The 13,363-nt window shown below is 66.6% G+C and carries 13 protein-coding genes; 6 read left to right on the forward strand and 7 right to left on the reverse strand.

The window, feature by feature from the left end; all coding sequences use genetic code 11:
- The first annotated feature begins 1 nt into the window (after window position 1).
- The 4 genes from BLR24_RS15770 (at window position 2) to BLR24_RS15785 (ending at window position 4,748) form a co-directional block, all read left to right on the forward strand.
- Window positions 2-748 (forward strand): ABC transporter ATP-binding protein, encoded by a 747-nt coding sequence (locus BLR24_RS15770; protein WP_093018482.1) that lies wholly within the window; start codon window positions 2-4, stop codon window positions 746-748.
- A gap of 10 nt (window positions 749-758) precedes the next feature.
- A complete protein-coding gene (locus BLR24_RS15775; protein ID WP_093018972.1) occupies window positions 759-2,021 on the forward strand; it encodes an ABC transporter permease in 1,263 nt (420 codons plus the stop codon).
- A 4-nt stretch (window positions 2,022-2,025) separates the two neighbouring features.
- Window positions 2,026-2,664 (forward strand): DUF3299 domain-containing protein, encoded by a 639-nt coding sequence (locus BLR24_RS15780; RefSeq protein WP_093018484.1) that lies wholly within the window; start codon window positions 2,026-2,028, stop codon window positions 2,662-2,664.
- Window positions 2,665-2,822: 158 nt separating this feature from the next.
- The gene (locus tag BLR24_RS15785) at window positions 2,823-4,748 is read left to right on the forward strand and encodes a DUF3300 domain-containing protein (RefSeq protein WP_093018486.1); all 1,926 of its coding nucleotides are present in this window, start codon (window positions 2,823-2,825) and stop codon (window positions 4,746-4,748) included.
- 17 nt (window positions 4,749-4,765) lie between these two features.
- Here BLR24_RS15785 and BLR24_RS15790 read toward each other — a convergent pair whose 3' ends face one another.
- On the reverse strand, window positions 4,766-5,512 hold the full coding sequence (locus BLR24_RS15790) for a helix-turn-helix domain-containing protein (RefSeq protein WP_254787331.1): 747 nt from the start codon (window positions 5,510-5,512) through the stop codon (window positions 4,766-4,768).
- Window positions 5,513-5,713: 201 nt separating this feature from the next.
- Between BLR24_RS15790 and BLR24_RS15795 the strand changes: the two genes are divergently transcribed.
- Window positions 5,714-6,886, forward strand: coding sequence for an NAD(P)/FAD-dependent oxidoreductase (locus tag BLR24_RS15795; RefSeq protein ID WP_093018490.1), 1,173 nt, complete (start codon window positions 5,714-5,716; stop codon window positions 6,884-6,886).
- Between the two features lie 12 nt (window positions 6,887-6,898).
- Here the strand turns inward: BLR24_RS15795 and BLR24_RS15800 are convergent, their stop codons facing one another.
- From BLR24_RS15800 to BLR24_RS15820, 5 genes are all read right to left on the reverse strand, one after another.
- Complete coding sequence (locus BLR24_RS15800; protein WP_093018492.1) at window positions 6,899-7,117, reverse strand: hypothetical protein; 219 nt, start codon at window positions 7,115-7,117, stop codon at window positions 6,899-6,901.
- 137 nt (window positions 7,118-7,254) lie between these two features.
- A complete protein-coding gene (locus BLR24_RS15805) occupies window positions 7,255-8,202 on the reverse strand; it encodes a ZIP family metal transporter (RefSeq protein WP_175543286.1) in 948 nt (315 codons plus the stop codon).
- Between the two features lie 99 nt (window positions 8,203-8,301).
- Window positions 8,302-9,201, reverse strand: a complete 900-nt coding sequence (locus BLR24_RS15810; protein ID WP_093018496.1) for a dienelactone hydrolase family protein — start codon at window positions 9,199-9,201, stop codon at window positions 8,302-8,304.
- 132 nt (window positions 9,202-9,333) lie between these two features.
- Entirely contained in the window at window positions 9,334-10,071 is a 738-nt protein-coding gene (locus tag BLR24_RS15815) for an aspartate/glutamate racemase family protein (RefSeq protein ID WP_093018498.1), read from the reverse strand.
- 34 nt (window positions 10,072-10,105) lie between these two features.
- Complete coding sequence (locus tag BLR24_RS15820; RefSeq protein WP_093018500.1) at window positions 10,106-10,993, reverse strand: transporter substrate-binding domain-containing protein; 888 nt, start codon at window positions 10,991-10,993, stop codon at window positions 10,106-10,108.
- 227 nt (window positions 10,994-11,220) lie between these two features.
- Here BLR24_RS15820 and BLR24_RS15825 point away from each other — a divergent pair, with 227 nt between their 5' ends.
- The gene (locus BLR24_RS15825) at window positions 11,221-12,441 is read left to right on the forward strand and encodes a D-amino acid dehydrogenase (protein ID WP_093018502.1); all 1,221 of its coding nucleotides are present in this window, start codon (window positions 11,221-11,223) and stop codon (window positions 12,439-12,441) included.
- 16 nt (window positions 12,442-12,457) lie between these two features.
- Here the strand turns inward: BLR24_RS15825 and BLR24_RS15830 are convergent, their stop codons facing one another.
- Entirely contained in the window at window positions 12,458-13,360 is a 903-nt protein-coding gene (locus tag BLR24_RS15830; RefSeq protein WP_093018504.1) for a LysR family transcriptional regulator, read from the reverse strand.
- Window positions 13,361-13,363 lie beyond the last annotated feature (3 nt).

A 13,363-nucleotide genomic window follows, 5' to 3' on the forward strand; every position in this document is an offset into this window, starting at 1 on the left:
CGTGAGCACCGCCCCCCAGGGCGAGTCGTCGGCACTGCGCGTGGTGCTCGCCGTCGAAGCGCTGCGCTTCGCGTGGCCCGGCATGAAGGCGCCGTGCATCGACATCGAGGCCTTTCGCATCACGGCCGGCGAGTCGGTCTTTCTGCACGGACCGAGCGGCTGCGGCAAGAGCACGCTGCTGTCGCTCCTGGCCGGCGTGCTGGTGGCCGACGAAGGCCGCGTCACGCTGCTGGGGCACGACTGGTCGCAACTCTCGGGTGCCGCACGCGACCGCTGCCGCGTGGCACACGTGGGCTATATCTTTCAGCAGTTCAACCTGCTGCCCTATCTGAGCGTGCTCGACAACGTGCTGCTGCCCTGCCGTTTCTCGCAGCGGCGCGCATCGCAGGCCGCGCGCGGTGGAAGCCCCCGCGAAGAAGCCGAGCACCTGCTCGACCAGATGGGACTCGACCGCAACCTGTGGAAGCGCCAGGCGATGCAGTTGTCGGTCGGCCAGCAGCAGCGCGTGGCCGCGGCGCGCGCGCTCATCGGCCAGCCCGAAGTGGTGATTGCCGACGAGCCCACCTCCGCACTCGACGAAGACCGGCGCGAAGCCTTTCTCGACGTGCTGCTGACGGCCTCTGCGGTGAATCACAGCGCGCTCGTGTTCGTGAGCCACGACCAGCGCATCGCGCAGCGCTTTGCCCGGCATGTGCTGCTGCCCGAAATCAACCGCGCGGTTTCGGTTGCGATGGCGGTGGACGCATGAAGGCCTGCCGATGAGAGCACTTTTTTCGATCGCCTGGCGCAGCGCCTGGAACCGGCGCTTCACACTGGCGCTCACGGTGTTCTCGATCGCCCTGTCGACCTTTCTGCTGCTCGGCGTCGAACGCATACGCACCGAGCTGCGCGAGAACTTCGCATCGTCCGTCTCGGGCACCGACCTGATCGTGGGTGCACGCACGGGCTCTACGCAACTGCTGCTGTATTCGGTGTTCCGCATCGGCGCGGCCACCAACAACATCTCGTGGAAGAGCGTGCAGGCGCTGGCCGCGCACCAGGGCGTCGATTGGGTGGTGCCGCTTTCGCTGGGCGACTCGCACCGCGGCTTCGCGGTGCTGGCCACCTCGCCTGAATACTTCAGCCGTTTCCGCTATGGCGACCGCCAGCAGCTGAAGCTGCGCGAAGGCAAGCCCTTCAGCGAACTGTTCGACGCGGTGGTCGGCGCCGAAGTGGCCGACAAGCTCGGCTACCACGTCGGCCGCAAGATCACGCTCGCGCACGGCAGCGGCGAGCTCAACACGGCCGAACATGCCGACAAGCCCTTCACGGTGGTCGGCGTGCTCGCGCGCACCGGCACGCCCGTCGATCGCACGGTGCACATCGGGCTCGAAGCAATGGAAGCGATCCACCTCGAATGGGTGGGCGGCGCGCCGATGCCGGGCGTGAAGATTCCGGCCGAGCAGGTGCGCAAGTTCGACCTGACACCGAAGAACGTGACGGCCGCACTCGTGGGCCTGAAAAACCGCTCCGCGGTGTTCGGCGTGCAGCGCTGGATTTCCACCTACACCGGCGAACCGCTGATGGCCATCCTGCCGGGCGTGGCGCTCGACGAACTGTGGAGCGTGATCGGCATCGGCGAGAACGCGCTGCTGTTGATGTCGGCGCTGGTTGCGCTCGTAAGCCTCGCGGGCCTCGTCTCGGTGGTGATGGCAGGCCTGAACGAGAGGCGGCGCGAGCTGGCCGTGCTGCGCGCCGTGGGTGCCGGCCTGCGCCACGTGCTGGCGCTGCTCGCGCTCGAGGGCGCCATGGTCACCGTGCTGGGTGTGGCCTTTGGCGTGGTCACGGCCGTGCTCGGCATCGCCCTGCTCTCGCCATGGCTGCAGTCGCAGTTCGGGCTGACATTGAGTCTTTCAGAACCTACACTGAACGAATGGCTGCTGATGGGAAGCCTGCTGGTGGCGGGCTGGCTCGCAAGCCTTTTGCCCGGCATCCGTGCCTACCGGCTCTCGTTGGCCGACGGCCTCTCACCGAGGATTTGAAACCATGCGCATCGCAAAGAAGACACCTACGCTCCGAGCTTTTTCCCGGCTTTCGATGCTGCTCGCCGGCGCCGGCCTCGCTGCCGCCACATGGGCCGCCGAACCCGCGCCCAAGGACACGACCGCATCGAACCCCCTCGGCGGCAAGGCTGCACCGCCGGCCGCAGCCAAGGCCGCGCCGGGCCAGCCGCGCCAGATTACCTGGGAAGAACTGGTGCCCAAGGACTGGGACCCGGCCAAGGAATTCAAGGGTATGGACCTGAGCGCGCTCAACGACGGCGACCCCCGCGCCAACGAGCTGCTCATGAAGATGCAGGAGGTGTCGAACAACGCGCCGACCAATCCGGCGATGAACGGTGCGGACATCAAGATCCCGGGCTTCATCGTGCCGCTCGAAGAGGCCAAGGGCGAGGTGACCGAGTTCCTGCTCGTGCCCTACTTCGGCGCGTGCATCCACACGCCGCCGCCGCCGGCCAACCAGATCCTGCATGTGGTCACGCCAAAGGGCGCCAAGTTCCGCGCCATGGACACCGTGTGGGTCACCGGCAAGCTGCAGACCCTGCGCAACGATTCGATGATGGGCGTGAGCGGCTATCACGTGAACGCGACCAGCGTCACCAAGTACGCGGGCGGCGCCAAGTAGGCCTCACCGGGAGCCTGTGGTTCTGCGCCGACAGCGCAGGCGGCGCAGCACCGACACAGACCGTTGCATCGGCGATGCAAGCTGGCGTCGTCGCCACAGGTGACGCGCCGTTGAAAGAGTTCAGGGCGTGACAAGGTCGACGCTCATAGGAACTCCAGATGACAACATCATTCCGCCGCACGCCAGCCGCGCGGCTCGTGACGATCTCGCTGTGCATTGGCGCGCTCGCCATTGGCGGCTGCAACAAGACCGACAACGCGCCCAGCGCCCAGGCACCTGCGCCTCCAATGGCGGCTGCACCCGCGCCTGCGCCCTCACCTGCACCGGCCGCTCCAGCGCCTGCAGCCTATGCGCCGCCCTCGGCCGAGCAGCTCTACCAACTCGTCGCTCCCATCGCGCTGTATCCCGACAAGCTGGTGGCGCAGGTGCTGGCCGGCTCCACCTATCCTGACCAGATCACCGCCGCGCATGGCTGGCTCGCGCAGAACACTGCGCTCAAGGGCGGTCCCCTCGCCGATGCGGCCAACCAGCAGCCCTGGGATCCGAGCGTGAAGTCGCTCACCGCATTCCGCCCGGTGCTGGACCAGATGGCCGGCAACATCGCGTGGACCGACGCGCTCGGCCAGGCCTACTACAACGATCCGGCCGACGTGATGAACGCCATCCAGGTCATGCGCCAGCGCGCATCGGCGGCGGGCCGGCTCAAGAACAACGGCAAGCTGCGCGTCGCGAGCGCCGCGACACCGCAGAACTACACGCCGGCAACAGACATGCAACCGGTCTATGCCGGCCCCGCCGTGATCGAGCCGCCACCGCAGCTCATCACCATTCAGCCCGCGCAGCCCGACGTGGTGTACGTGCCGAGCTACGACCCGCAGCGGATCTACGGCGAGCCGGTGCCCGTGTATCCCGGCTATGCGTATGCTCCGCCCGTCGAGGTGGCACCCGGCTACAGCCGCGGCCAGATGGCGGCGGCCGGCGCGTTCACCTTCGGGCTCGGCGTGGTCGTGGGCGCCGCGCTCGAACGCCACGACTGGGGCTGGCGTTCATGGGACATGAACTGGGGCGCACCGCGCTACCGCAGCCAGGATCGCGCGGTGCAGCCGGCCTACGCCCGGCCCGCAGTGGTCTACAACAACAGCACGTACATCTCGCGTTCGACGACGGTGGTCAACAACGTGCGGAATGTCTACAACAACAATGCGCCGCGCCCCATGCCGCCAGGCGCTCCCGCGCCCAATTTCGCGGGCGCTCCGGGCTTGGCGCAGCAACAGAACGCCCAGCTGGCACAGCAACAGCAGCAACAACGACAAGCGCAGCAGCAGCAGCAGCAAGCCTTCATGCGCCAACAGCGGGAGCAACAACAGGCCGGACGGCAAGCTCAGCAGTTGCAGGCGCGCCAGCGTCAGCAAGAGCAACAGGAGCGGCAGGCTCGCCTTCAGCAGCAACAGCGGCAAGACCAGTTGCAGCGCCAGCAAGCACAACAGGCGCAGCAACAGGCACGGCAACAGGCGCGCAATTCCAACCAGCAGCCATCGCAGCCGCAGGCCCTGCTTCAACAACAGCAACAGCAAGAACAAGCGCGGCGACAGCAGGCCCAGCAACAGCAGCACGCCGCGCAGGAGGCCCGTCAACAAAGGCTCTCGGCACAGCAGGAGCAATCACGGCGGCAGCAGATGCAGCAGCAAGCCCAACAACAGGCTCAACAGCAACAGATGCAACGGCAGCAGGCGCAGCAACAGGCCCGGCAACAGCAGCAGCAACAAGCGCAAGCGGTGCGTCAGCAACAGCAGGCGATGCAGCAACAGCATCAGCAACGCCAACAGCAGCAGGCGCAGCAGCAGGCCCGACAACAGCAGCAGCAACAAGAGCAGTTGCAGCGGCAACAGCAACAGGCGCAAGCGGCGCGCCAGCAACAGCAACAGCAGGCGATGCAGCAACGTCAACAGCAGCAAGCGCAGCAGCAGCAGATTCGCCAGCAGCAACAGCAACAGGCCCAGCAGCATGCGGCCGCCGCGGCTGCGGCAGCAGCCCATCGTCGCCCGCCCGGCCGCCCCGGCGACCTTCCCAAGGACCAGCCCTGAGGGCGGCCAGCTAACCGTCAGCCTGCGCGGCCGCGTGCGGTTTTCTTTGCTGCGACCGCGGGCTTGGATTTCGACTTGGGTTCAGGCGAAACCTTGCCTGCCGACGAGGATGCAGGCGCCTCGCGCGCCGACCTCATGTGCCCGCTCTCCGTCGTCGTCATGCCCACGATCTTCGCGAGTTGCCGGCTCACGCTCACGTAGGCGTGGCCGATGCGGCTGTCGAAATACAGTGAGTCGCCGCGCGCGAGATGCACCACTTCGCCGTTGTCGAAGTGCACTTCGATCTCGCCCGACAGCACATAGGCGAATTCCTCGCCGGAGTGCCGCACGAAGTCTTCCGGGCCATGGATGCTGCGCGCATGCACGGTGCCCACGATGGGGCTCATCTGCTTGCCGGCCGCCGCGGTGCCGAGGAATTCATACGCGATCGACAGGCCGCGGTAGACCACGCCCTTGCCCGCGCGCGTGACGACCGGCCTGTCGAGTTGCGCGGGCTTCACGCCGGCGCCGGCGAACATGGCGTTCATGTCCATTTGCAGCGCGCGGCCCAGTGCGGTGAAGTTCTCGTAGCCCAGCGCGAGCTGGCCACGCTCCGCGCGCGAGATGGTGGTGATCGACACGCCCGATCGCTCGGCCAGCTCTGCCAGCGTCCAGCCGAAACGCTTGCGCGCGGTGCGCAGGCGATGGCCGAAGGTGGTGCGGTCCAGCGTCGGCGGCTCGTCCGTCGGCCTCGTCCCGGACTGGGTCCTCGTGTGTGGATTCACGCTTGGCTCTCTGTTGTGATGCGCTGCGATTCTGCCAGCCCGATGCCGCGCCATCCATTCGGATCGTATCGACCCAGGCCTGGAATTTGCGTATTGGCAAATTGCGTCGACGCAAATTTCACCGCTGCATCTGCACCTCTCTCCTTACGGATGGCACTTGCGAAATTTGCGTATCCGCAAATTTGTCTTTACACTTCGCCGATGACTTCCAACACCCAAGCGTCCGTCGCAGCCGACTTCCTTGTGATTGGCGGCGGCATTGCCGGGGCCTCGGTGGCCCATTGGCTTGCCCCGCACGCCCGAGTGATCCTGCTCGAGCGCGAAGCCCAGCCGGGCTATCACTCCACCGGCCGCTCGGCCGCGCTCTTCATGGAAAGCTATGGCACGGCGCAGGTGCGCGCCCTCACCATGGCGAGCCGCGCGTTTCTCGAACACCCTCCCGAGGGATTTTCGGAGCACCCGCTGCTCACCCCGCGCGGCGCCTTGATGGTGGCGGGCGCCGACCACATGGGCGAACTCGACGCGCACTGGGAAGTGCTGCGCGCCATGAACACGGGCGCGCAGCGGCTCAGCGGCGAAGAGGCGCTCGCGATGGTGCCGGTGCTGCGGCCCGAGCACGTCGCCGGCGGCGTCTACGAGCCCGAGGCGGCTGACATGGACGTGCACGCCATCCACCAGGGTTATCTGCGCGGGATGCGGCAAGCCGGCGGCAAACTGGCGTGCGATGCCGGCGTGACCGCCATCGAGCGCATCGGCGAGCGCTGGCGCGTGACGGCCGGCGGCAAAGTCTACGAAGCGCCGGTAGTGATCAATGCCGCGGGCGCGTGGGTCGACACCATTGCGCAGATGGCGGGCGTGCGGCCCATCGGCATCGAGCCACGGCGGCGCTCGGCCTTCATTTTCGCACCGCCCGAAGGCAGCGGCGGCAGCGTGGCGCACTGGCCCATGGTGTTCAGTGCCGATGAAGGTTGGTACATCAAGCCCGACGCCGGCATGCTGCTCGGCTCGCCGGCGAATGCCGACCCTGTCGAACCGCAGGACGTGCAGCCGGAGGAACTGGACATCGCCATCGCCATCCATCGGATCGAGGAAGCAACCACGCTTACCATCCGGCGCCCCACCCGCACCTGGGCCGGCCTGCGTTCCTTCGTGGCCGATGGCGACCTGGTGGGCGGTTTCGAATCCGATGCACCGGGCTTCTTCTGGGTAGCGGCCCAAGGCGGCTACGGCATCCAGACGTCGGCGGCCATGGGCGAGGCGTGCGCCGCACTGGCGCGCGGCCTGCCGCTGCCGGAGCGCATCGCGGGCTTCAGTCTTACGGCAGAAATGCTCGGCCCGCAGCGTCTGCGCGCAGCGGCTGCGGCCCAGGGCTGATCAAGAATCGGCTCAATCGGGTGCGTTCATCACCCGGTCGAATTCTTCGTCCGCGGGAACGTTGTCGGCATCGAGTTCGCTGGCATCCGTCAGGTCGATGCCGGTTTCGTCCGACAGGTCGTCGGTGGCTTCGGATTCCGATTCGGATTCTTCGAAATCATCGACAGGCGAGTCGTCGTCATCCTCTGTCGATGGCGGAGCAGAACGCTTCTTGGCGTCGACGTTGTTCATGATCGGTTCCTCGGCGATTGCATAGGCGAGACATTCGTCATACCCCCAATGGTGCACCTCTTTCGGGTGCCGTGCGCCATTCCCCGGACAGGTGTGGGTTTCGGAAAGTATCCACCCGATGCCGGTCAGTCCGCCTGTCAGTCCTTGTGCGCCGGGGCGCCTTCGCCTTCGTGCGCATGGCCATGCTCCGCGTGGCCGTGTTCCGCATGGCCATGGTCGTGCTCGCCGTGCGCGAGCCGGCTCACCAGCGTGACGAGCGCAATGCCGACGATCAGCCAGGCGATCTGCGCGGCGGTCTGCCGCGCGGGCAGTCGTTTCTGCAACTGGGGAATCAGGTCGGCCAGCGCCACGTAGACGAAGCTGCTGGCGGCCAGCACCAGGAAGTACGGCAACAGGCCGTGCAGCCGATCGACCAGCCACCACCCCACGATGCCGCCGAGCATGGTCATGGTGCCGGCCAGCGATACCTTGACCAGCGCCACACGCTGGTTGGCCGAACTCTGGCGCAGCACCACCAGGTCGCCGATGTGGTGAGGGATTTCGTGCGCAAGCACGGCGACGGCCGCGACCAGCCCGAGACGGATGTCCGCGATGAAGGCCGACGCGATCAGGATGCCATCGCCGAAGCAGTGCACGCTGTCGCCGGTGAGCACCGCCCAGCCGCCGCCCGCACGGGGTGCGTGGCCGTGGCTGTGATCGCCGTGATCGTGATGCGCATGGCCGCCGTGGTCGTGATCATGCGCGTGCCCGGCCGCCTGCTGCCCCACCGGTCCCGGCAAAGCGTCGCCGTGGTGATGCTCGTGTCCGTGGTGCCAGAGCTCGGCCTTGTCGAGCAAAAAGAAGAACACCAGGCCGAACAGCAGCACGCCGAACAGCATCGCGGGTTCGATGCGGCTCTCGAAGGCTTCGGGCAGCAGGTGCATGAAGGCCGTGGCGAGCAGCGCCCCCGCGGCCAGGCTGAGCAGGTGCTGTGAGTTCACGCCACCCGATCCGCTGCGCACGCCCACGCGCAGGAGCAAGGCGGCCAGCCACACGCTTCCGATGCCGGCGACCAGGGTGGCCAGGATGATCACTATCAAATTCATAGCTGCAATGTCGATGGGCATCGACGCCCGATATCGTTCATAAAAAGAGAAAGGCCGTCACTGGGACGGCCTTCGGCGGTGGGTGGCTACAGGCTGTCGTCAGACGACGCCATTGGCTTTGAACCAGGCGGTGGCGCGCTGCCATCCGTCTTCGGCCGCGCTCTTTACATAGCTCGGGCGATAGTCGGCGTGGAACGCGTGGCCTGCTTCGGGATACACGACGAAGCTCGAAGCCTTGGCAGCCGGGGTTCCATTTGCCAACGCTGCTTTCATCTTATCAACCGTGTCAAGCGGGATGCCCTGGTCCTTGCCGCCGTAAAGGCCGAGCACGGGCGCCTGCAGGTTAGCCGCAACATCGACCGGGTGCCGCGGCGTGAGTTCGCTGGGCTGACCGACCAGCCGGCCGTACCAGGCCACGCCAGCCTTGACCTTGCCGGTGGCGGCATAGAGCCACACGAAACGTCCGCCCCAGCAGAAGCCGGTGATGCCGGCCTTGGATACGTTGCCGCCGTTGGCCGATGCATACGAAAGTGCGCCATCGAGGTCGGCCAGCACCTGCGCATCGGGCACCTTGCTCACGATGTCGGCCTGCAGCTTGGGGATGTCGGTGTAGCCGCGCGGGTCGCCCTGCCGCGCATAGAGCTCGGGGGCAATGGCCAGGTAGCCGAGTTGCGCGAAGCGCCGGCAGGTATCGGCGATGTATTCGTGCACGCCGAAGATTTCCTGGATCACCAGGATTACCGGCAGCCCGGTCTTGCCGGCCGGCGCGGCCGCATAGGCCGGCACTTCGAAACCGTTGACGGTGTACTTGATCGGCCCTGCCTTCAGGCCTTCGGCCGAAGTGCTGATCGCGGTCTGCGCCATGACCGGCATGACGGCGGCCGCGTAGCCCACGCCAATGGCGGCCTTGAGCGCGGTGCGGCGCGTGGCGCCCTGCTCTGTGCTCTCGCCGGGGCGAAGCGAATCGAAATCGGAACGGCTGTCGTCGCGAAGGGACATGGGTAGAGCTCCAGTTGAATCGTCGAACAAAGGGGCATGCGCAAAAACGCACGCCGCAATGTAGGCGAAATCAGCCCGGGCCGTATCCGGCCAGCCTGTATGTCAACAGGGCTGCTGTGTGACCTAAAGTCTTCAGTCGCGATAAGCGCGGCGAGCCAATGCAGCCGCCAGGACCTGCGCCGGATCGACCAGATTCAGCCCGGCAACCGCGGCCGAACCCTGCAACCCGAGCGGCACCTCGGTGCAGCCCATGATGATGGTGACGGGCCCGTGGCGTTCCGCGAGCCGCAGCGCCACGTGCGAAAAGCATTCTTCGGCAAGCCGCATGTTGCCCGCTTTCACACCATCGAAGATGCCGCGCGTGATGATGCGTCGTTCGTCCGCCGGTGGCACGTGGCAATCGAGTCCCGCCTCGGCCAGCGCCTGTTCGTAGAGCCGGACGCGGTAGGTACCTTCGGTAGCCATCAGCGCCACGTTGCCCGAACCTTGCGCCGCAAGATGGTGTGCCACCTCGCGCGCCATGTGCAGCAGCTCTACCTGCGGAAAACGTTCCTGTAGCCGGTCATGCCACGCATGCGCCGTGTTGCAGGCAATGGCCACCGCCCGGCTCCCCAATGCGGCAAGGCGCCCCAGCGCCTGCAGCATCGGCTCCAGCGGCTGGTGCGCGCCGTTCTCGGCCGAGCCCAGTGCATCGGTACGGTCGGGCACCGGCACCTGCGCGAGCCAGTGCTCCGGGAAAGACTGGTCCCGCACCGGCTCCCCGCGTGCCCGCATCTGCTGGGCGCAGGCCTGCACGAACAGCCGAACGAAGTCGGCCCCCGCCGCGGGGCCCATGCCGCCCAGAATGCCAACGACGTTCGTGGAAACCATTGCGCAAGTCTTCCCTTGTTGCCTGGGGGCGAGCTTAGATCGCCGGTTTGTCTGACGGCGCCTTGATGTTGTCCTTGAGCTGCTGGCTCATGGGCAGGTTCAGCGGTGCGTTCTTCGGCGGGATCGGCGACATGAACCACTTGGTGTAGAGCTTCTCGAACTCGCCGCTCTTCATCATGCTGATGAAAGTGTCGTCCACCAGCTTCTTGAAAGCCGGGTCGTCCTTCGGCAACATGCAGGCATAGGGCTCGACCTGCAGCGCGTCGCCCACCACCTCGTAGTCGGCCGGGTTCTTGGCGTTGGCGATGAGGCCATACAGCAGGATGTCGTCCATTGCAAATGCCAGGGCGCGGTCGCTTTCCACCAGCAGGAATGCGTCGGCGTGGTCCTTGCCGAGCACGATGTCCATGTCGAGGTTCTTCTCGGTGTTGTACTTGCGCATGACCAGCGCGTTGGTGGTGCCGGTGGTGCTGGCCACCGTCTTCTTGGCCAGGTCGGCGTAGTTCTTGATCTTCGAAGACTTCTTCACCAGCAGGCGCGTGCCCGTGTAGAAATGGTTGACGGCAAAGGCCACGTCCTTGCCGCGTGCCGTGTTGTTGGTGGTGGAGCCGCACTCCAGGTCGACGGTGCCGTTGGTGATCAGCGGAATGCGGTTCTGCGAGGTGACGGGCATCAGCTGCACCTGCAGATTGGGCTTGTTGAGCTTCTTCTTCACCGCCTCGACCACGGCGTTGGAGAGTTCGACCGAGAAGCCAATGGGCTTGTTGGGCCCGTCCAGGTAGCTGAAGGGCACCGACGACTCGCGGTAGGCGAGCGTGATCTTGCCGGACTCGGCGATCTTGGCCAGCGTGTCGGCGGCCTGGACGCCGGTGGCGGAAAGCAGCACCACGGCGGCGGCGGCCATCAATGCGGAGAGTTTCATGCGAGCCTTCTTCAGATGGATTGAACGGAGCGGCCAGTGTAAGAAGGAGTGACGCACTCCGACAATTCCAATTGAACCCTAGGCCATACCCAAAGGTTATGGGCTGCAGGGCATGCGGTTTGGCTATGGGCCACGGCGCTTTTGGCATTTCCGGCCGGCGCGGCGCGCCCCTAAAGTCGATGCTGTCTCCTGTTCACTCCCGATTCACTCCCCGGAAAGTTGCCTCCATGCATGTCTGTGTGCTCGGTGCCGGCATCGTGGGCCTGGCCACTGCCTGGCAACTCGAACGCCTGGGCCATCAGGTCACGGTGATCGACCGCGCGGCCCCCGGTGCGGGCGCAAGCGGCGGCAACGGCGCACAGCTCAGCTACTCGTACGTGCAGCCGCTGGCCGATCCGTCGATCTGGCGCCAGTTGCCCAAGCTGCTGCTCTCGCCCAGTTCCCCGCTCAAGCTGCAGCCGCAACTCGATCCCTTGCAGTGGCGCTGGGGCCTGGCCTTTCTTGCGGCCTGCAATGCACAAACCTCGCGCGACACCACAGCCCAGTTGCTCGCGCTGGCCGCGCTCAGCCGCACCGAATTCGAAGCGATGCAGGCCGACGTCGCGCCCGACTGCGATTTTTCCGCCACCGGCAAGCTGGTGCTCTACGCGAGCCCGGCGGCGCTCGAAGGCGCGCGCGCGCAGCTCGAACTCCAGCGCACCATGGGCAGCGAGCAGCGCATCGTGTCGCCCGAAGAGTGCGTCGCCATCGAGCCCGCGCTCGCCGACTATCGCGGCCAGATGGTCGGTGCGGTCTACACGCCCAGCGAGTGCGCGGCCGACTGTCTCAAGGTTTGCGCCGAACTCATGCGGGTGCTCAGCGCGCGCGGCGTGCGCTTTCTGCTCGGTGCCGACGTGCACGGCTTTGCCCGCAGTGAAGGCAAGGTGGCCGCCGTGAAAACGAGCATTGGAGACATCGAAGCCGATGCCTTCGTCATGGCGTTGGGCTCGGCTTCGCACAAGCTCGGACGCGCCATCGGCGCCTATCTGCCGGTGTATCCGCTCAAGGGCTACAGCATCACCGTGGAGGTCGATCCCTCAGCGGGCGCCGCACCTCGCGTGAACGTGACCGACAGCGCGCGCAAGGTGGTGTTCGCGCGCATCGGCTCGCGGCTTCGCGTGGCCGGCATGGCGGAACTGGTGGGACACGACGCGAGCATTCCGGCCACCCGCATCCAGACGCTGGCCGCTGCCACGCGCGCCCTCTTTCCGCACGCGAGCCGGCTGGAAGAGCTGCACCCGTGGACCGGCATGCGGCCCGCCACGCCCACAGGGCTTCCTATCATCGGTCGGATGCCGAGCGCGCCGGCAAACATGCTGTTCAATACCGGCCATGGCGCCCTGGGCTTCACGCTGGCCTTCGGCTCGGCGCGGCGGATTGCCGAGGCACTGGAGCGCGCGGCCTCCTGATCGGCCGGCACGCCTGTCAGGCCGCCTGCTCGATCGCCTCGCGCATGCAGCGCGTGATGCCGCGCACCGCCACCGAATCGGGCTTGCCCGCAAAACGCAGCGCGCGCACCGGCACCGGAATGTGCGGCTCCAGCGCCAGCACGTCGACCTTGGTGCCGTCGGCCGAACGGGCCGTGCATCCATCGACCAGCGCCACGCCCAGCCCATGGTGCGCCATCGACAGCGCCGCGTGATAGGTCTGCACCGTGACCACCGCCTGCTGAAAGCCCACGCCCGCCTGGCGGCAGGCCTGGCTCAGGCTGGTGCCCACCGGGTCGCGGCTGTCGAGCCCGATGACGGGCCGGTCGACCAGGTCGTGCAGCGCCACCGAACCGTTTCGCACCAGCGCGCGCGGAAGCATTCCCTTGGGCGCGATGCACACCATGCGCGTGTCGGCCAGCGTTTCCTGCGTGAGCGAGGGATGCACCGCCGGGCTGAAGACAAAGCCCACGTCGGCCTCTTGCAGCAACAGCGCCGACATGATCTGCGGCGAGTGCAGCGACTCGACGGTGATCGAATAGCCCGGGTGCTTTTCGCGGAAAGCCTTGAGCGCGCGCGGCAGCACCTCGTAGCTCAGCGCCAGCACGCTCAGGATGCGCAGTTCTCCGGTGTCGCTGCCCGCGCGCAGGTTGGCGGCAAGGCGCTGCACCTCGTCGAGCTGCGCGAACAGCCGTTCGATGTGCGGATACAGCGTGAGCGCCTCGGTGGTCGGCGTGAGCCGGCCCTTGGCGCGCTGAAACAGCGGAAAGCCCAGCTGCAGCTCGGCATGCTGCAAGGTGCGGCTCACCGCCGGCTGCGTGATGTTGATGAGCCGTGCCGCCGCGCTCACACTCCCCGTGAGCATGATTGCGTTGAAGACCTCGATGTGGCGCAGGCGCATGGC

Origin of the sequence: Variovorax sp. OV700 (assembly GCF_900099805.1) — a bacterium.
In the GTDB taxonomy this organism is placed as follows: Bacteria; Pseudomonadota; Gammaproteobacteria; order Burkholderiales; family Burkholderiaceae_C; genus Variovorax.